Origin of the sequence: Bacillus xiamenensis (assembly GCF_001857925.1) — a bacterium.
Classification (GTDB): domain Bacteria; phylum Bacillota; class Bacilli; order Bacillales; family Bacillaceae; genus Bacillus; species Bacillus xiamenensis.
On the sequence record NZ_CP017786.1, the window covers coordinates 1,758,176 to 1,776,510 of the forward strand.

Sequence of the window (18,335 nt, forward strand, 5' to 3'; positions counted from 1 at the left end):
TCCTTTCAAATCAATCACTCTTTTAGTATATACGAGTGAGGCGGGGAAAAGATTCATCGGATGGAAGGTTCATTTAAATGCCGATCGAGTTGATGGCGGAACGAACATCTTCTTTCAGTTCAAAAAACGTCAGCCTTTGCTCGATTTTCTCTGTTAAGGCGTCAATGGCTTGGCCTGACATATGCGATTGGATTTGCTTCTGATGTTTATAGACTTTCATAAGAAGCGTATCGATCTGATCTAAAATGTCTTCCGCTTCTTGCCGATCTTCTGCAAATTCATGTTGAAGCTGATGCCGGATGGCTCTGATCAGAGCTGTTTTCTGTTCTTCTTTGATTTTTGCTTTCAAAGCAGCCAGCTCTGCTGGTGTCATGTCTTTCGTGTCAAAGTTAGCTTGAGAGAAGACGGAGCTTGATGTGTGTGTATCTGTCATTCTTTGCAAAAAACGATCTGCATCTGTTGGTTGTTTTTTTGAAAATTCCATTCTTCGTTCTCCTTACGAAATACCCATATTCTTTGCAAGAGCTGTATCTGCATCGTGGTATTGTTTTCCGAGCTGGCTCATATCATCTGATATTGAGTCGAGCCATCTTTTTAGATTCATCGCGTGATCAATGGCTGTATCATACTTTTTGACTGAGTAGAATTCATTCTCAAGACCTTCTGTTTTTAAGTGGTGAATGACAGCATCAACGTCTGAAGCCGTCAGTTGGTCATACGAACCAAAACCAACAATCTGTTTGTATCTCGAGCGTACTCGTTCTACCGATTGATCCACTTTGTCATCGAGTTTTTCGATTTTGCGAATGATTTGCTGCATATGGTGCTCGGCATATGTCGAGAATTTACGTCCTGTGTTCATGAGCACATGCGACTTAATTAAAATCGCTATCACACTTTGCGGGTGAACATTCGACTGACTCAATTGATGTAACATGGCGGAAGTGAGAGAAGGATTTTTTCTCAACATATCATCAATGGTTTGAACGGAGCCATCTGACGAAAAGGAATAACGATCTAAGCCATGACTGCCAGCGAGGGCTTCAAGGAATAAATTCGCATCCAGTGAAGGATTCACACTCATTGCCCGATTGAGGAGATTTTTTATAAATTGGACGGCTTTTGAGGAGTCCTCGGAGTAATCGATGCCTTCAGGTAGAGCGGCATCATACATCACTTTCACACGACCGATTTCTGTCGTATGTCGATTTAAAAGAGAAAGCCCGTCATTGAGATTGATATATTCTGTTAATCTATTGCGATAATCACCTTTTAACGCTTTGGCTTGCAGACCATCCGATAGATTTGGATAAATATTCGGATTTTCAAAGGTGACCCCGCCTTTAATAAAATCATTTTTGACAAGAACATAGGAAGCATTTGACCCGCCAAGTGAATGCCCGGTCACATACATCTTGGCATTTGGGATTTTCTTATGGATCTCTTTCGCATACCGATCTGCTTGAACCATTTGATTTTCCGCACCATGCTCAAAAGGGATATTTTTCATCAAATACTTGGTATCCGAAACCAACCAATCCTGTACAATCTCATTTGTATAGGTAGTTGTCCCCGTTGCCACCTTAGTCGTCACTTCCTTTGACGTCTGTGACTGGTTAAAAGGAGGCAGCTTTGTCAAAATGGTAGAAAGAAGATCATCCGACTCTTTTTTTCCATGTTTTTAATGGTATCTTTATATTGCCCTGCGCCAATCGGCTCCGACCCGCGATAAGCGATGACGGCGTTTTTGATTTTGGTGAGGTCTTTGCCATTGTTTGAATTACGATAATCTTCTTTTGAGACAAGGGTTAGTGCATTAAGACCTTTTTTCGTTTCTTGAAAATCAACGACATACATTCTTCTACCGTTACTAATTTCTATCTCTTTTGAATTCTTATAGTTTTCTATACTATAAGATCTTGAAGAAATTAAATTATAGTCCTCATCTGTCATTTTATCTAACCTTAAAGTTTTAGACAAAATCGTTACTCCTTTAATAATATTGATGTTGTAAATTATAATATATAATGGGTTAATTATCTATTTAATGCATAAAAAAGATTGATAGAAAAAATATATATAAATTTAAAAGGTGGATATTATTTATAATGAAAAATACAATTAAAGTTGTGTGTGTGTTATTTCTCATCATAGTTATCGCAGTGATTTTACTCATTTTTCAAAATAAACATCAAAACAATATAAATGATTTAGGAGGAAATGACAGCATGCAAGAAAATGAAAAAAGCGATCAAGAACAAGCAGAAGAGTATGCGGAGAAGATGAAGCCGAAAATTGAGAAACATTTACATAAAAGAGATATCCATCATTTTATCAAAAAAATCACGTTTGAAAATCAAGTGACGATTAATCCGATGGGGCATATCATTATTAGAGGATATATCAATGATAAACCAGAGAGATTTAGTTTCGAAGCATTATTAAGGTACGAATCTGACAAAGTAGATTCGATGAGTTATGACCCTGATTTATCAGACCGTTTCGAGAACTGGGATGATTTTGACCCACAAGTGAAAGAAGATTTTCTAAATAGCCTTTCCAAAAAAGAACGAGAGCAATATCTTAAAGACATTGGGGAAAAAGAGTAAAGCAGGTATTTACCTGCCTCAGCGTGAAGAGAAAGTGAGGGTTTTTAAGACAAGTGTCTACAAAACCCTCATTTTTGTCTTTTGAACTGGGTCAAGAAGCAGTATGTAGTGTTTTTGCCTTGGAGTTCACTCAATATACGGTGTGTTTAAACCTTTAAAAAAGCTGTCGAGATTTTCTCGACAGCCTGAAGCAGGTATTTACCTGCCTGATTTTTTACGTTTCATGAATAAAAAGGTGACAGCGCTAGACATGAAAAATACAATAAAACTTGTATCTGTATTGGTTGTGATTATCCTTGTCTCAGTGACTTCGCTAATCGTTCAGTACAATAAGCAAAGTCAATCAAAAAATGATGCGGTGAAAGAAAAAAGCGATCAAGAAAAGGCAGAAGAGTTTGCAGAGAAGATGAAAGCCAAGATTGAAGAGCACTTACACAAAAGAGATATTCATAACTTTATCAAAACCATCACGTTTGAAAAAAATGTGACCATTAACCCAATGGGAGATATTACGATTGATGGTTATGTAAATAATGAACCGGAGAAGTACGGTTTTTCAGCTTCTTTACAATATAGAGCTAAAAAAATCGGTTCAATGAGTTATGACCCTGATTTATCAGACCGCTTTATAGATTGGGAAGAATATAAAGGTGAGCCGGAAGTGAAAGAAAATTACCTTAAAAGTTTTACTAAGGAGGAACGTGAACAGTATCTGAAAGACATTGGGGAAAAAGAGAAGTAACAAGTCGACAAAGCCGATTGATTCCCTAAATCAATTTCAAAAATAATATGCTATCATTCCCCTAACAACACTTTCAAATAAAGGAGAGAGTTCAGCAATGCCAAATACAAAGAAATTGATCTTGGATGTCGATACTGGAATTGATGATGCGATTGGCATTTTGCTTGCAGTGAAAAGTAAACGGTTTGATATATCGGGGATTACAACGGTGTGCGGGAATGTGTCTGTTGATGCGGCTACATTGAATACGTGTAAAGTGCTTGAGTTGGTTGAGGCAGATGAAATCCCTGTCATGAAAGGTTCGGCGACTCCTCTTTTAAGAGCACCTCATTATGAACATCGGGTGCATGGTGAGGATGGAATTGGCGGTGCTTTGAAGGATGTCCAGCCTAAGAAGACCGCAGATGCTGGTTTTGCACCTGATTTTATCATTGAACAGGTGTTGCAGTATTCGCAGCAGGTCACGCTGGTGTTGACAGGGCCTTTAACGAATTTAGCCCTTGCGGTGAAAAAATGCCCTGAGCTGATTCATCACGTGAAAGAAGTTATTTTTATGGGTGGTGTCGTGAAGGGACAGGGGAACGTCACACCGGTAGCAGAATTTAATACATATGCAGACCCAGAAGCAGCGAAAGTGGTGCTGGAAGCTGGCTTCCCTTCATTGACTCAAGTTGGATTAGATGTCACGAGACAAGTCTTGTTAACGGATGAGAGAATTGATGCGATTCAAAATGAAACGTTGGCAGATTATATCAGAGAGAGTACAAACATTTACCGCCAGCGCTATTTTGAACGGAATGGGGTGTGGGCGTGCGCCATGCATGATCCGCTTGCTGTGAGTCTTGCAATTGACAATCAGCTTGTGAAAACAGAGGCTTTTCATGTAGAAGTGGAGACGAAAAGTGAGTTTTGTGATGGTCAAATGATATGTGATTTTCAGCATCAATGGGGAAAAGAACGTAATGTCCAAGTGTGTATGGATGTCGATGATGAAGCCTTTTTTGATTTATTGATCAAAGTCATGAATTCTTAAAAAGAAGTCTGTGCAAACAGGCTTCTTTTTTATAAGATGGGGACATGAGGAAATGTATGCGTTCACATGAGTCAGGAAGGAGTGAAGTCGAATGGCTTCTGTCAGTTTAAGTAGTATTGAAAAGATACGGGCAGCAAGCAGAGGATTACCGCCAAAACTGAAAGCAATTGCGGAACATATTACGAGTGAACCCCGCGACATCATCCATTTGTCTATTATCGAGCTTGCCAAAAAGACAGCGAGCTCAGAAGCAACCATTTTTCGTCTCTGTAAAAGGCTTGGATTTGAGGGTTATCAAGATTTAAAGATTGCTATTGCCCAGGAAATAGATCAAACAAAGCGTGATTATGTAGATGAAGAGATGAGTCTTGATGATGATACAGCTGTTTTTATGCAAAAGGTATTCCAAGCGAATATATCTGCATTAAAGGATAGTTTTCAATTGTTGAATCCAGAAGATGTAGAAAAGGCTATACAATTAATCCATGAGGCTGAACGCTTAGAGTTTTATGGCAGCGGCGGGTCTGGCCTTATTGCTACAGATGCTTTTCACAAATTTATGAGGACAGGCATCAATTGTATTGTTCATACAGATTCTCACTTTCAAGCGATGTCTGCAGGGCTTCTTGATCATCACAGTACAGTGATTGGTATATCTCATTCTGGCCGAAACAAGGATTTACTCGATGCGATGAGAACAGCAAAGGAAAAAGGAGCGAAAACCATTGGCATTACAAGCTATCAGCGTTCCCCATTGAGTCAGCTTGCAGATGTCACGCTATATACATCGACGCAAGAAACAGCTTTCCGAACAGAAGCGATGTCTGCAAGACTTGCTCAGCTCACTGTAATTGATGTCCTTTATTTTGCACTTGCTCATTTAAGACAGCAGGAAACATTAACCAATTTGAAGAAAATGAGAGAAACCATTTCGCAAAAAAGGGTGTAATGGTTTCAAAAATAAATTTTTCTAATAGAGAAAAATGCTGTTGTGGTAACGATTGTGAGGTTTTGAATGAAAATAATTTTCTTTTTGGTCATTGAATGTCGAAAAAAATATTCCTATAATGGGATTTATCAGGTACATCAACACCATGAATTTTATTTCAAATCAATGATTGGGCGTGATACAGATGAAGGGAAACCAAGCAGTAATTGGTTTGGATATTGGGACAACAAGTACAAAGGCGGTTCTGTTTGGACCACAGGGGAAAGTGTTATCAAAACATTCTGTTCCTTATGAACTCATTCACCCGCAGCCGGCATGGGTTGAGCAGAACCCTGAACATATATTAGATGCTGTCATTGCGAGTGTAAGAGGCGCATTGACGAAAGCCGCATTTGATGCAAAAAATCTCATAGGCGTGGGGATTAGTACAGCGATGCATTCCTTGATCGTCATGGATGAGTATGGTAAGGCATTAACGAACAGTATCATTTGGGCTGATAACAGAAGTGCAGAACAAGCGAAACGCATTATCACGGACATGGATGGCTTTCAAATTTATAAAAGAACGGGTACACCGATCCATCCAATGTCACCGCTTTCAAAAATACGATGGATCAAGGAAATGGCACCTGATGTCTTCAAGAAGGCTGCAAAATTCATTTCCATAAAAGAGTATGTTCTTTATCATTTCTTCGGTCAGTATGTGGTCGATTATTCCATCGCTTCAGCAACGGGACTGTTCCAATTGAAAACGCTTCAATGGGACGAAGAGGCACTTCGCATTGCTGGAATTCAAGCCAATCAGCTGTCTGAACTTGTCCCAACGACGCATCAGCTGAGAGGGCTTCAGCCAGAGATTGCGCTGCGAATGGGTATTGCAGAAGAGACGCCTTTTGTTGTTGGGGCAAATGATGGTGTTCTAGCAAATCTAGGTGTCGGCGCGATTGGAAAAGGAGAGGTGGCTGTCACGATCGGGACAAGCGGCGCAGTCCGTACAGTCGTAGAAAAGCCAGTCACAGATGAGCAATCAAGGACGTTTTGCTATGCGCTGACGGACAAGCATTGGGTGGTAGGAGGACCGACCAATAATGGCGGAATTATGCTGAGATGGCTTAAAGATGAATTTGCTTCTTCAGAGGTGGAGGTTGCAAAGCGTCTTGGCGTGGACCCTTACGATTTGATGATTGATATTGCAGAAAAGGTTCCGGCTGGCTCAGAGGGACTGCTATTTCTACCATTTTTAACAGGTGAACGTGCACCTTATTGGAATCCAAATGCGAGAGGCACTTTCTTTGGTATTGGTCTCCAGCATAAGCGTGAGCATTTTATTAGAGCCGTCTTAGAAGGCGTCATTATGAGTGTGTTCTCGATCGGTGTGGCACTAAGAGATTTAACTGGTTCAGCGAAGGATGTTCGTGCTTCAGGCGGATTTGCGAGATCTCCAATATGGCGACAAATTTTAGCGGATACGATGGGCAGAGAAGTGCTTGTTCCAGAAAGCTATGAGGCTTCGGCACTTGGAGCAGCTGTCCTCGCTCTTCATAGTTTAGGTCATATGGGTGAGATAGAAGAGGTTAAAGAATGGATACGAATTTCGGCCCGTCATGAACCAAATATGGAGAACAATGAGACATACATAGAGCTGTTTTACTTATATGAGCGTCTCTATGACAAATTGAAGGATGAATTTGATGTCATTAGTGCGCTGCAATTAAAACAAAATCGTTAAACATCAGGAGAAAGGTGGGAGTGTATGCTTTTATTCATTGTGATTGCGGCGATTGTCCTTTTACTCATTCTCATTACAATCGCTAAGTTGAATCCGTTTGTGAGTTTAATTATTACCTCTATGCTAGTAGGCTTTGCTACAGGTATGGATTTGCAGGAAATCATTCAATCAATTAAAACGGGGTTAGGGAACACGTTATCATTACTGGCGATTGTTCTAGCGCTTGGGACCATGCTTGGGAAAATGATGGCTGAGTCAGGGGGAGCTGAGCGGATAGCTCAAACATTAATTGGCCGATTTGGGACGAAGAATGTGCATTGGGCGATGATGTTCGTTGCCTTTATCGTAGGTATACCTGTCTTTTTCCAGGTCGGATTCGTTCTTCTGATTCCTTTACTGTTTACCATTGCGATTGAAACGGGTATATCGCTCGTGACGATTGGGATTTCTTTAATCGCTGGATTGTCTGTTGTGCATGGGCTTGTGCCGCCTCATCCAGCTGCAATGGCAGCAGTAGGGATTTATCAAGCCAATGTGGGGAAAACCATCTTCTTATCAATTATCGTCGGTTTGCCGACAGCTATCATTGCTGGACCACTGTATGGAAAGTGGATTGGAAAACGGATACATAAACCAGTTCCAGAGATGCTCAAAAAGCAATTCACTGAACGAAATGTAGACCGTAAGCTTCCGGGCTTTGCGAATACGATGTTTACCATTTTGGTACCGGTCATTCTTATGCTTCTTGCCACACTGGCAGATATTATTTTGCCAGAGAACAGTTTTTGGTTTCAGCTGTTTAAATACATCGGAGATCCAATTACAGCCCTGCTGATTGCAACAGTGTATTCTTTCTTCAGCCTTGGCTTTATTCAGGGAATGAGCCGTGACCGGGTACTGTCGTTTAGTAATGAGTGCTTAGGGCCGATCGCTTCTATTCTGCTTGTCATTGGAGCAGGCGGGGCCTTCAATCATATACTGATTGATTCGGGTGTTGGTGAATATATTGCCGATTTAGCCAAACATTCACCGATTTCACCGATTCTACTTAGCTGGCTGATTGCTGCGGTCATTCGTGTGGCAACAGGATCTGCTACGGTATCCATGATGACGGCCGCTGGTATTGTAGCTCCGATTGCTGCATCCATGCCGGATGTGAGCAGAGAGCTTCTAGTGTTGGCAACAGGAGCGGGTTCGTTGATTTTGTCTCATGTCAATGACTCTGGTTTTTGGCTGATCAAAGAGTATTTTGGCATGACCATTAAAGAGACGTTCTTAACGTGGACGGCTATGGAAACGATCATTTCCGTTAGTGCTCTTGCATTTATTATGATCATTAATATGTTTTTATAGGTTGTATCAAAGTCCAGTTCTGCGGAATTGGGCTTTTTTCAGCCGTTGACGCTGCCACTTTTGAATGATTGGGTTAGAATGATGATACTGAGATGTAGGAGGCGGAAAAGATCGAACCATTAAAAAATGTATATCATGAGTCGTTTATTCAAAAGTTAGCGGAGACACTTGCACAAGAGTCCGCTGTATTTGATGCCGGTCATTTTCAACAGCTCGTGTTTCAAGAGGATTGGCAGGAGCTTGAGTTAAAAGGGCGAATGAGAAGAGTTACTGAATCAATGCATGCCTGTCTGCCAGAGGAGTATGAGCAAGCAATCAAGGTACTGCGTCAGGCGGCGCCGCATTTTACAGGGCTCAGTGCGCTCGTATTTCCAGACTACGTCGAGACGTATGGTCTTGACCATTGGGATATCTCGATCAAGGCGCTTGAATTCTTTACCCCGTTTTCCACTGCTGAATTTGCCGTTCGGCCTTTTCTCATTCTAGATCAAGAGAGAATGCTTGCGCAGATGCTCGTGTGGTCAAAGGATCAAAATGAGCATATTCGCCGGCTGGCGAGTGAAGGATGCAGACCTCGTTTGCCATGGGGATTATCAGTTCCTTCGCTTAAAAAGGATCCTTCGGTCACGCTGCCCATTTTGGAAAACTTGAAGTCTGATTCGGCCAAGTATGTGCAAAAAAGTGTAGCGAATCATTTAAATGATATTTCTGCGATTCAGCCTGATTTGATGAAGCAAACGGTCAAAAGGTGGTACGGGGACAATCCACATACGAATTGGATTGTCAAACATGCATCCCGTACGTTATTGAAAAAAGGTGATCCAGATATCTTGGCTATGTTTAGCTATGGAGATGATCCGTCTATTCAAGTAATGGATTTGAAGGTCACGCAAGACCCCATTCGTATCGGAGAAAAAATGACCTTTCAATTTACTCTTCAGGCGGATAAGCCGTTAAAGCTGCGCGTTGAATATGCCATTGATTACGTGAAAGCTCGGGGCACCCGCAATCAAAAGGTATTTAAAATCACAGAATTTGAAACAGGCTCAGCGATACATAAAGAATTCGTCAGGTCCCAGTCGTTTCAAAACATGACGACGAGAAAGCACTATGAGGGAACGCATACATTAACAATCATCATCAACGGCATCCCAAAAGCGTCAATTGATTTTGAGGTCGCAGCAGCTCATGAAGAAACCCGCCCATTGAGGCGGGTTTTGGTGGTTAAGCCTTCTTTTTCATTAAGAATGAAGCAATGATGGCAGCTACTAAGAAACCGATGCTGATAATGGAACTAGGTAAGTTCTCATGTCTGAATAGGAACATTACAAAACTGACACTGAGCACAAGACCAGCAAATAACGTCAAATACGGGAACAGCCAAACTTTGAAATACGGTTCCTGTGAATATGTTGGACGCAGTTTCAAATGTGCCAGGCAGATGCTGATCCAAATAAGAGAAACAGCAAAACCAGGAATAGCCAGCATATAGCTGAAAATTTGGTCTGGATACAAGTAAGCAAAGAATGTTCCGATTAAGAGAAACAGAACAGTCACCCATAAACTTAAAATAGGTACACCTCTTTGATTGACCTGTGCCAGCTTTTTCGGACCGCCGTCTGATTTAGAAAGAGAATGAATCATTCGTGTTGTTCCGTAAATTCCAGAATTGGCAGCAGATAGAACGGCTGTAATCAATACGAAATTAATGAAGTGAGAGGCGCCTTGCATGCCAGCTGCTGAAAAGACTTGAACAAAAGGACTGTTATTGGGATCGATTTGATTCCAAGGAATCAGTCCGCAAATAATTAAAATCGGCAATGTGTAAAATAAAATAATACGCCACATCATACTTTTGACAACACCAGGTAATACCTTCTCCGCATCCTTTGTTTCTGTAATGGTCAGCCCAATCAATTCAGAGCCCCCATAAGAGAAAATAACCACTAATAATGAGGCGAAGACAGCGCCCCATCCGTTCGGGACGAAGTTTTGATAATTGGTGAGGACAGGTGTGCTTTGTTCGTTTGGAATAACCCCAAATAATAGTGCTGCACCAAGAAAAATAAAGACAATAATAACAAAAATCTTCATTCCAGCAAACCAAAACTCAATTTCACCGAAGTATTTTACATTATTTAAGTTAATCCCGATCACTAAGAGTGAGCAAAGTAAACATAGGGACCACAAAGGGACATTCGGCATCCAATATTGAAGTAAACTGCCCGCTGCAATGATTTCAATGACACATACAGTGAGCCACATAAAACAGTACACCCATCCGACAACGAATGAAAAACGTTGACCAAGCGCAATTTGTACGAGGTCGCGAAGGTTATTTCCCGGATAGACGATCGCCATTTCAGCTAAAGCTGCCATGACAATGAGAAGAAGCAATCCGGCAAATACATAGGAAAAGATCACCCCAGGACCTGCTAAACCGATGGTATCGGCGCTTCCTTTAAAGATTCCTGTACCAATGACACCGCCCATTGCAATCATGCGAATGTGACGCGGCGATAAAAGCTTTTTTAATTCATGTTGTTCCTGACTCGCGCTCATGACGTTCTCCTTTTTTAAAATGCTTATGTTCCATTTTCTTTTTTCGAGACGTCAGTGTCAATATAAAAAAAGAGATTTTTCAGACAGAACAGCCGGTTGATTTTATTAAAAAACCTATTTTTATCCATATATTGCGCCGATCTCCAAAAATAAAAATCATTTATTGAACGTTACGAAGAAAAAAGAAGATTTGCCTTATGGAAGATGTTTATGAGAAAAGCAAGTGTTTCATCGTCGGGGACCCTTCTAAGAGAAAGCAGTCAATTAGTAGAACGAATAAGGGAGATTTTTCAGCAAGAATAGATACTGCTGCATTTTCTTCTAGTCAAACAATAGAAGCAGTGGTTCAAATAAATGAAGCTTTGCAAAAGATGCAAGAAGCGTATGAAGATATTCAGATGCGCATGAATTTAGTGACAAAAGCCATTAAAGTAGGCTTATGGGATATGACGGTTGTAGCAGGTGATCCTGTGAATCCGAAAAATGAATTCACATGGACGGATGATTTCCGCAGAATGCTTGGCTTTCAAAATGAAAACGATTTTCCGAATGTCCTAGACAGCTGGGCATCTCGAATTCATCCAGATGAGTACGAAGACACCTTGAATGCATTCTCTACGCACTTATTGGATCATTCTGGCCGTACACCGTATGATATTGAGTATCGTTTGAAATTGAAAAACGGGGATTATCGCTGGTTCAAGGCAACTGGCACGACCATTCGAGATCGTCATGGTGTACCTCTTCGTGTGGCAGGGGCTCTTTTTGATATTCATGATCAGAAATTGAAAGAAGAAGAGCTGCAAGCATTCGTGACAAGGTTTGATTTGATCAACCTTGCGCTTGTGGAAGCGCCTTGGGACATGGTGGTAGAGGCGGGCGACCCTGTGAATCCAAACAATGAATTCTGGTGGTCTCCACAGTTTAGAAAAACACTTGGCTTTACGGATGAAAATGACTTCCCAAACATTTTGAGCAGCTAGAGCGATCGTTTGCATCCTGAAGATAAAGAAAGGGCTCTTCAAGCCTTTGCGGAGCATTTAAATGACCACTCTGGCCGCACACCATTTGACACTGATTACAGATTACAGCGTAAAGATGGAGAGTACCGCTGGTATCATGCAGGCGGTGAAACCATTCGTGATGAAAAAGGTGTACATCTTCGTGTAGCAGGCACCATTCGTGACATCACGCTAGAAAAAAATAAAGAGAAAACAGCCAATGAAATGGCTTCCCAAGTAGAGCAACTTTCAAGCTCTATTAGTGAGATGGTTTCGGGCATCAGCTCTGTGACAAACCAAGCGCAGGAGCTTGCTGTCGCTCAAGAGCAGTCAACGTCTGCCGCAAATCTTGCGAAAAACAGTGCAGATGAGACGAAGAACATTTCAGACTTGATCAAAGAAGTGGCAAACCAAACGAATTTGCTTGGTTTGAATGCCGCCATCGAAGCAGCTAGAGCTGGTGAGCAGGGACGCGAATTCTCCGTCGTTGCAGATGAAGTACGCAAACTGGCGCTCCATAGTGCCAATGCTACGGAAAATATCGAATCTAGTTTAACTGAAATGAAAACACAGATTGATCAAATCCTTGAAAATATCTCGAATATGACAGCTCTTACACAAACACAGGCTGCTTTAACCGAGCAAGTGAACGCTTCAGTTGATGAAGTGAATCATATGTCTCAACGTCTTGTGGCGTATTCAAAGAGTATATAATGTAAAAACCGCCTTTTTTATCAGAAGGCGGTTTTTTGCTTAAGCATGGTCTGCTGGGAACACAATGCCGGCGTCTTTTCTTGCGGCTTCAAGAACTTTCATGACAGAAAGACTTTCTTCAAGCCATGCATAACACTGCTTGTGATTTTCTGTTTCAATGATGTGCTGGAACGCTTCTGCTTCATAAAACAGGCGGTTTGCATTCGTTTGTGCATTCAGTGAGATCACTTGGTCATCCATATGCAACAGCACTTCCTCACAGCCATTTGCCCCATTTTTCACATGCATGAATCCTTTTTCTCCTTGAATCAATGCGAAGTTCATGCTGCTTGTATCCTTACTGCCGACACTTGTCGCAATGAAATCATTGTAAGTGAAGGTCAAAACACCAGATGTATCGATACCGTTTGGATGACGGTTCGCATGATAGCGAATCTGCTCCGGTGGTCCAAAGAGATTCATGATGAAATGGACATTGTAGATGTTAATATCCATGAGAGCGCCGCCTGAAAATTCTGGGTTAAAGACATTCGGTGTTTCGCCGGCTAGCAGCTGATTATATTTACTTGAATATTGACTATAGTTGCATTGAACCAGTTTGATTCTGCCTAATTGATGAAGGTGCTTTTTGATTAAATGATAGTTGGGCATATGAACGGTCGTAATCGCTTCAAATAAGAGGAGCTGCTTTTCCTTTGCGAGAGCGATTAAGGCTTCTAGCTCTTTCACAGTAGAGGTAAAAGGCTTTTCGCAAATCACATGTTTTCCGTGCTTCAATGCAGCTTCGGCATGCTCGCTATGTAAACGATTCGGTGATGCGATATACACCGCTTCGATGTGTGGGTCCTCTAACATAGCGGTTAAATCTGTATAAGTCGTTTGCACCCCAAATTGATCTGCGAGTTTCTTTGCCGTTGCTTCCTTTCTTGAATAGACAGCGTGGCAAGAAGCGCCTTCGAGCTGTTCAATTGCTTGCAGAAAGCCTTCTACAATCACACCTGTCCCTATGGTTGCAATTCTCATTCTACTCAAAACCCCTTCCAAACGTTTGATGTCAAGTAAAGCTGTCTCTAGTATACCTGATGTTTTCATAGAACGTGCATTGGCAACTGGGGGCAGAGGGGTGCCGGTCAAGAATACCGGCACAACTTTGGCAGCCCTTCCAATTAGCTGATGTTGGCTAATGTTTGTTTTGTTAACAATTGAATGGCTGCTTTCCTCTTTTTTAACTCTTGAATGGAGTTTTGAATATCTTCTATTTTTTGTTCGAGCAGCTGTTCAGCTTCGGTTTTGGACTGTTTCTCGAATAGTAACGTGATAATTTCACGAATTTCTTTAAGTGAGAAATCTAGCTTTCTCGCTTCAGTGATAAATGATAGCATCAGTACATATTTTTTATCATATAAACGATAGCCGTTACGAGCTCTCTTAGGCTCAGGGAGCACACCCTCATTTTCATAAAAACGAATGGTTTCAATATGCACACCAGACATTTTTGACAATTTTCCTCTTGTAAATGTCATCATTACCTTCACCTCCTTTCTTTGCTATCCATCATACAATTAGATTTGCTAGTTTCAAAATATTCTCCGATGAACATTTGTTCTTTTCAATTCAGTTAAAGAGAGCAGATCTATTCACAGCAGATTTCATAGAATACGTTATAATAGATGAGGAGAAAGTGATGTTTTGTTACAGATATGAACAAGTAGACAGCTTGAGAAAAAAACGATAGGCTAAAATAGGTAAATAGTATGATGGAACATCATGTGATCATAGAAATGATCGCTTAAATAGTGACAGCACGTTTTGCTGAGAAAAGGGGAGCAGTAAATGTATAAATTAGTCGCAATTGATATGGATGGTACGTTATTAAATGATCAGCATATGGTGCCGGATGAAGTGTTTGAAGCTATTCAACAGGCAAAGGCAGCAGGCGTGAAAATTGTTTTATGTACAGGCCGGCCGATTGGTGGGGTGAACCGCTACTTAAAAGAGCTTCAGCTCGATCAAGAGGGAGATTATGTGATTGCTTACAATGGAGCGCTTGTACAAAACAGCCATACAAATGAAGTGGTGTCAGAATTAACTTTATCCTATGATGATTTGACTTCTTTATATGAACTGAGCCGTCAGCTCGATACACCTATGCATTATTTCGATTCAGCTCATTTGTACACACCGAATCGTGATATTAGTGAATACACGGTGCTTGAATCGTACTTAACGAAATTGCCGCTTAAGTATTTACCTGTTGAAGAGGCAGAGCCATCAATGAGGCTTCCGAAGATGATGTATATTGATCAGCCGGAACGTTTGGAAAAGACGATACAAGCTATCCCGTCTGAAGTGAAGGATAAATATATGATGGTGAAAAGTACAGATTTCTTCCTAGAAATCCTTCATCCTGATGTGAGCAAAGGGAATGCTGTGAAGCTTTTAGCTCATGAACTGGGGATTTCTCGTGAAGAAGTGATGGCGATTGGTGACAATGGGAACGACGTGTCGATGCTTGAGTTTGCAGGCTGTGGCGTTGCCATGGGAAATGCCATTGATGATGTCAAAGCAGTTGCGGATGTTGTGACAAAATCCAATAATGAAGCTGGAGTAGCACATATTCTGCATGAGCGAGTCATCGGAAAATAAAGAAAGAGCGGTCTACCAATGAGGTAGCCGCTTTTTTAAATGTGTGAGAAAAAGTAAACGAGCATACGTCTGCTGCTCAAATTCGTTTTTTGCAGCATCGCCTTTACATGATCATGCACAGTATGGGGCGAGATAAATAACGTACTGGCAATTTCCTTCGTGGATTGCCCTTTTATTAAGCAGTCAAGGACGTTCATTTCTCTTTCTGTCAGGCGATATGTTTTCGCTGCGTAAGGAAGAATGTCACTTGTTTGCGCTCGTTTAATATGAATCATAACTGCTTCTTCTTGCTCTGTTGCCTGCGTTAATCGAAAGGCCTGAAGAGAGAGAAAAAGTCCTGTCGGCATTCTGGATATGCTGACCGCTGTTTGGTCACCGCCACCATATAAAAGCTTAGCGCCTAATGCTCTGAACGGACGGGGCATGACGGCATCGTCGTGAATTTGTTCAAAGGTTTGGAAGGTGTGAAGCCAATGAAGTCCAGCTTCGTTTCCATAAAGAAGATGGTAATCGTGTGAAAGAATGAGGAAGCCTTGATGTTCCTCCGTTTCATCTGCTTCCGTTTCTCTTTTTTTGAAAAGCTCATCCCTCAGATTGGCTGCAAGTGCTGGTGATTGGCGGCTAACCGCTTGTATGTCTTGTTCATGAAAAGGTTCCTTTCCCTTTTTCCGATAAAGGCTTGCGATTCCCCAGCATTCACCTTGGATCACAAGGGCCACCCGCAATTCATCTGCCCATCCGTTAGGTAACAAAATGTGCTGGTATCGACCGCTATTGAGATATTCTCCGCTTTGGACGAGACTCGCAGTGTGTACAGGACCTTTAGCCAGATCCTCATGCTGGTGCACATCCTTTTTTAAAAATTCATTTTGAAACAGTTGGTTATGTATGGATTCAATCGGTTCATCTGTGAAAGAACCCGTCGAGAGGAGGGTCGCTGGATCAATGGTTGTGATACAGGCAGCATCAAAATCACAGATATCGGCAAGTTCGTCTCGAATGTTTTTTCTCAGCTGCTGAAAATGAAGGGCTGGATTGGTCATTTGATCTCCTCCTCAATATCCCCACTTTTAGGGATCGTTTTTTCTCATCTATCTTCTTACAATGAAGATAACATACCGTTAGTGTAAAGGAAACGAAGCAAAGCGGAAACTGGAGGAGAAGACATATGAGTGTAAATCAACATTGGCATGATCCTGTTGCTGAATCTTATGCAGCAACAATTGCGCATAAAGTACCGGGCTATCATCTTTTGCATGAGCTGACAGTGGATAGAGTAGAAATCGAATTAATGGGGGCGGCATCTCGCATTTTGACAGTCGGAGCAGGTGGGGGCGAAGAGATCATCAACATGCTTCAAAGAAATAAAGACTGGCATCTCACAGGGGTTGATCCATCTCAGGCTATGCTTGATATGGCCAAGCGCAGAGTGGCACAGCTTCATATGCAGGGCCGCGTCACTTGGTATGAGATTGCCTTAGACAATGTGCCGGTTGAAAAGTTGTACGATGCAGCGGTGAGTTTGCTTGTCATTCATTTTGTAAAAGATCAGATGACCTTTTTAAAGGAGATCGCCCGCCGGCTTGAGCCAGGTGCACCGCTCATGATGGCGTTTATTCAAGGAGACCCGGAATCGCCTGCATTTCGGCAGGAGCTTCATATGCTTTCTCTATTCATGAAACGTCAAGGTTTGGGAAAAGACGTGTTTACGTCCTTTCAAGAAAGGCTGGGTGTAACAACACATCCCGTGTCTGAAGAAGAGATGACAGGACAATTAACCGAAGCAGGATTTCAAGACATCAGACCTTATTTTCAAGCGGGGATGATCAAAGGGCTTGTCTGCAAGCGAGGCCGTAGAAAGGCGGATGAGAGATGAAGTCAAAGATTATGGTGATAGGCGGCTATGGACATGTTGGACAGCAAATATGTCTTCAATTAAGTGAACAGTATCCTGGTCAAGTCTTTGCGGCAGGCAGGAGCTATGAGAAGGCTGACCAATTTTCACGTCTAACAAAGGGGCGTGTACGTCCCTTTCAAATAGATGTCAAACACCCTTTAAATACGGACTGGATGGATGAAACGAAACTCGTGATCATGTGCCTTGATCAAGAAGACACGTCATTTGCTGAAGCATGTTTGCGATCAGGTGTTGATTATCTCGATATTTCGGCAAAGGGCGTGTATATTGAGCAGGTGGCAAAGCTGGATCACCAGCACATGAACGCAACGGCTTTGCTCAGTGTAGGGCTTGCGCCTGGCCTAACAAATTTACTTGCAGCAAAGGCGGTATCTGAGCTGACATCCGTAGAGCAAATCGATATTAGCATCATGCTTGGGATTGGCGATCAGCATGGAAAAGCCGCCATTGAATGGACAATTGATCATGTGCATATGGATTATGAGTTGACGGAGAATCATCAGCAAAAGAGAGTCAAAAGCTTTACTGGAGGTAAGCCAATAGACTTTGGTGGTAGGCTTGGAAAGCGGTATGCTTACCGATTCCCTTTTTCTGATCAACAGACATTGCCTTTCACACTCCAAGTGCCTTCTGTAACGACAAGACTTTGTTTTGATTCCCGCGTGGCAACGCGTGCACTGGCATTGACAAGAACCCTTGGAATGACGTCATTTCTCACCTCAACGAAGATGAAGGATCGAGTCATTTCATTGATTCAATCCTCTCAAATGGGAACAGATCAATATGCGGTCAAAGTGGATGTGACAGGGAAGGATGGGAGGCAGCATGCAGCGATTGGAATCGAGGGGCATGATGAGTCTCAAGCAACGGCTCAGGTTGCCTGTGCCGCAGCTCTGCACTTATTGAACAGACGATTTCAAGCAGGCGTCTTTCATATGGAAGAATTATTTTCACTAGCGTATTCGAATGGCGTCTTCGCTTTGGTGGATCAAAAAACGAAGAAAGAGCAAGTGTTAGCAATAAGAGCAATCATCTAAGACTAGCGAAATGCTAGTTTTTTTATGATGCTGAAGATACAT

At 41.9% G+C, this 18,335-nt stretch carries 17 protein-coding genes and 1 pseudogene; 12 read left to right on the forward strand and 6 right to left on the reverse strand.

Translation table 11 applies throughout. The features are described 5' to 3' along the window. Nucleotides 1-73: 73 nt before the first annotated feature. On the reverse strand, nucleotides 74-484 hold the full coding sequence (locus BK049_RS08895) for a hypothetical protein (RefSeq protein WP_008360727.1): 411 nt from the start codon (nucleotides 482-484) through the stop codon (nucleotides 74-76). Nucleotides 485-496: 12 nt separating this feature from the next. Continuing rightward, nucleotides 497-1,953 (reverse strand): annotated as a pseudogene (locus BK049_RS08900) (lipase family protein). Between the two features lie 155 nt (nucleotides 1,954-2,108). Here BK049_RS08900 and BK049_RS08905 point away from each other — a divergent pair. From BK049_RS08905 to BK049_RS08935, 7 genes are all read left to right on the forward strand, one after another. Further along, nucleotides 2,109-2,609: a DUF1433 domain-containing protein gene (locus BK049_RS08905; protein ID WP_071168330.1), complete on the forward strand. Its 501-nt coding sequence runs from the start codon at nucleotides 2,109-2,111 to the stop codon at nucleotides 2,607-2,609. A 250-nt stretch (nucleotides 2,610-2,859) separates the two neighbouring features. Next, on the forward strand, nucleotides 2,860-3,351 hold the full coding sequence (locus tag BK049_RS08910) for a DUF1433 domain-containing protein (protein WP_071169208.1): 492 nt from the start codon (nucleotides 2,860-2,862) through the stop codon (nucleotides 3,349-3,351). Nucleotides 3,352-3,448: 97 nt separating this feature from the next. Next, the gene (locus BK049_RS08915) at nucleotides 3,449-4,384 is read left to right on the forward strand and encodes a nucleoside hydrolase (RefSeq protein WP_071168331.1); all 936 of its coding nucleotides are present in this window, start codon (nucleotides 3,449-3,451) and stop codon (nucleotides 4,382-4,384) included. Between the two features lie 91 nt (nucleotides 4,385-4,475). Continuing rightward, a complete protein-coding gene (locus BK049_RS08920; protein WP_008360718.1) occupies nucleotides 4,476-5,333 on the forward strand; it encodes a MurR/RpiR family transcriptional regulator in 858 nt (285 codons plus the stop codon). Nucleotides 5,334-5,517: 184 nt separating this feature from the next. Next, nucleotides 5,518-7,062: a gluconokinase gene (gene gntK / locus BK049_RS08925; protein ID WP_071168332.1), complete on the forward strand. Its 1,545-nt coding sequence runs from the start codon at nucleotides 5,518-5,520 to the stop codon at nucleotides 7,060-7,062. Nucleotides 7,063-7,086: 24 nt separating this feature from the next. Continuing rightward, nucleotides 7,087-8,415 (forward strand): GntP family permease, encoded by a 1,329-nt coding sequence (locus BK049_RS08930; RefSeq protein WP_008360715.1) that lies wholly within the window; start codon nucleotides 7,087-7,089, stop codon nucleotides 8,413-8,415. Nucleotides 8,416-8,525: 110 nt separating this feature from the next. After that, nucleotides 8,526-9,674, forward strand: a complete 1,149-nt coding sequence (locus BK049_RS08935) for a DNA alkylation repair protein (RefSeq protein ID WP_425304337.1) — start codon at nucleotides 8,526-8,528, stop codon at nucleotides 9,672-9,674. Here BK049_RS08935 and BK049_RS08940 read toward each other — a convergent pair. Beyond that, the gene (locus BK049_RS08940; protein ID WP_008355661.1) at nucleotides 9,640-10,977 is read right to left on the reverse strand and encodes an amino acid permease; all 1,338 of its coding nucleotides are present in this window, start codon (nucleotides 10,975-10,977) and stop codon (nucleotides 9,640-9,642) included. The two genes, BK049_RS08935 and BK049_RS08940, sit on opposite strands and share 35 nt — an antisense overlap. Nucleotides 10,978-11,174: 197 nt before the next feature. Here BK049_RS08940 and BK049_RS20105 point away from each other — a divergent pair, with 197 nt between their 5' ends. Both BK049_RS20105 and BK049_RS20230 read left to right on the forward strand, forming a co-directional pair. Continuing rightward, the gene (locus BK049_RS20105) at nucleotides 11,175-11,960 is read left to right on the forward strand and encodes a PAS domain-containing protein (RefSeq protein WP_425304331.1); all 786 of its coding nucleotides are present in this window, start codon (nucleotides 11,175-11,177) and stop codon (nucleotides 11,958-11,960) included. A gap of 9 nt (nucleotides 11,961-11,969) precedes the next feature. Further along, a complete protein-coding gene (locus BK049_RS20230; RefSeq protein WP_483294852.1) occupies nucleotides 11,970-12,692 on the forward strand; it encodes a methyl-accepting chemotaxis protein in 723 nt (240 codons plus the stop codon). 39 nt (nucleotides 12,693-12,731) lie between these two features. On the opposite strand, the gene BK049_RS08950 is transcribed toward BK049_RS20230, so the two are convergent. Then, nucleotides 12,732-13,715: a Gfo/Idh/MocA family protein gene (locus tag BK049_RS08950; RefSeq protein ID WP_071168334.1), complete on the reverse strand. Its 984-nt coding sequence runs from the start codon at nucleotides 13,713-13,715 to the stop codon at nucleotides 12,732-12,734. A 143-nt stretch (nucleotides 13,716-13,858) separates the two neighbouring features. Beyond that, a complete protein-coding gene (locus BK049_RS08955) occupies nucleotides 13,859-14,218 on the reverse strand; it encodes a MerR family transcriptional regulator (protein WP_008355654.1) in 360 nt (119 codons plus the stop codon). Between the two features lie 307 nt (nucleotides 14,219-14,525). Between BK049_RS08955 and yidA the strand changes: the two genes are divergently transcribed. Further along, nucleotides 14,526-15,338 carry a sugar-phosphatase gene (gene yidA, locus BK049_RS08960; protein ID WP_008355652.1) on the forward strand — a complete coding sequence of 271 codons (813 nt, stop codon included), beginning with the start codon at nucleotides 14,526-14,528 and terminating at the stop codon, nucleotides 15,336-15,338. Between the two features lie 35 nt (nucleotides 15,339-15,373). On the opposite strand, the gene BK049_RS08965 is transcribed toward yidA, so the two are convergent. After that, nucleotides 15,374-16,381, reverse strand: coding sequence for a helix-turn-helix transcriptional regulator (locus tag BK049_RS08965; RefSeq protein WP_071168335.1), 1,008 nt, complete (start codon nucleotides 16,379-16,381; stop codon nucleotides 15,374-15,376). Nucleotides 16,382-16,506: 125 nt separating this feature from the next. Here BK049_RS08965 and BK049_RS08970 point away from each other — a divergent pair, with 125 nt between their 5' ends. Both BK049_RS08970 and BK049_RS08975 read left to right on the forward strand, forming a co-directional pair. Then, complete coding sequence (locus BK049_RS08970; RefSeq protein WP_071168336.1) at nucleotides 16,507-17,214, forward strand: class I SAM-dependent methyltransferase; 708 nt, start codon at nucleotides 16,507-16,509, stop codon at nucleotides 17,212-17,214. After that, nucleotides 17,211-18,293, forward strand: a complete 1,083-nt coding sequence (locus BK049_RS08975) for a saccharopine dehydrogenase family protein (RefSeq protein WP_071168337.1) — start codon at nucleotides 17,211-17,213, stop codon at nucleotides 18,291-18,293. The genes BK049_RS08970 and BK049_RS08975 overlap by 4 nt, the downstream gene beginning before the upstream one ends. Nucleotides 18,294-18,335: the final 42 nt, after the last annotated feature.

Coding starts and splice junctions, on each gene's coding strand:
- BK049_RS08895 (WP_008360727.1), bottom strand. CDS start 484: ATGGAATTTTCAAAAAAACAACCAACAGATGCAGATCGTTTTTTGCAA.
- BK049_RS08905 (WP_071168330.1), top strand. CDS start 2,109: ATGAAAAATACAATTAAAGTTGTGTGTGTGTTATTTCTCATCATAGTT.
- BK049_RS08910 (WP_071169208.1), top strand. CDS start 2,860: ATGAAAAATACAATAAAACTTGTATCTGTATTGGTTGTGATTATCCTT.
- BK049_RS08915 (WP_071168331.1), top strand. CDS start 3,449: ATGCCAAATACAAAGAAATTGATCTTGGATGTCGATACTGGAATTGAT.
- BK049_RS08920 (WP_008360718.1), top strand. CDS start 4,476: ATGGCTTCTGTCAGTTTAAGTAGTATTGAAAAGATACGGGCAGCAAGC.
- gntK (WP_071168332.1), top strand. CDS start 5,518: ATGAAGGGAAACCAAGCAGTAATTGGTTTGGATATTGGGACAACAAGT.
- BK049_RS08930 (WP_008360715.1), top strand. CDS start 7,087: ATGCTTTTATTCATTGTGATTGCGGCGATTGTCCTTTTACTCATTCTC.
- BK049_RS08940 (WP_008355661.1), bottom strand. CDS start 10,977: ATGAGCGCGAGTCAGGAACAACATGAATTAAAAAAGCTTTTATCGCCG.
- BK049_RS20105 (WP_425304331.1), top strand. CDS start 11,175: ATGGAAGATGTTTATGAGAAAAGCAAGTGTTTCATCGTCGGGGACCCT.
- BK049_RS08950 (WP_071168334.1), bottom strand. CDS start 13,715: ATGAGAATTGCAACCATAGGGACAGGTGTGATTGTAGAAGGCTTTCTG.
- BK049_RS08955 (WP_008355654.1), bottom strand. CDS start 14,218: ATGATGACATTTACAAGAGGAAAATTGTCAAAAATGTCTGGTGTGCAT.
- yidA (WP_008355652.1), top strand. CDS start 14,526: ATGTATAAATTAGTCGCAATTGATATGGATGGTACGTTATTAAATGAT.
- BK049_RS08965 (WP_071168335.1), bottom strand. CDS start 16,381: ATGACCAATCCAGCCCTTCATTTTCAGCAGCTGAGAAAAAACATTCGA.
- BK049_RS08970 (WP_071168336.1), top strand. CDS start 16,507: ATGAGTGTAAATCAACATTGGCATGATCCTGTTGCTGAATCTTATGCA.
- BK049_RS08975 (WP_071168337.1), top strand. CDS start 17,211: ATGAAGTCAAAGATTATGGTGATAGGCGGCTATGGACATGTTGGACAG.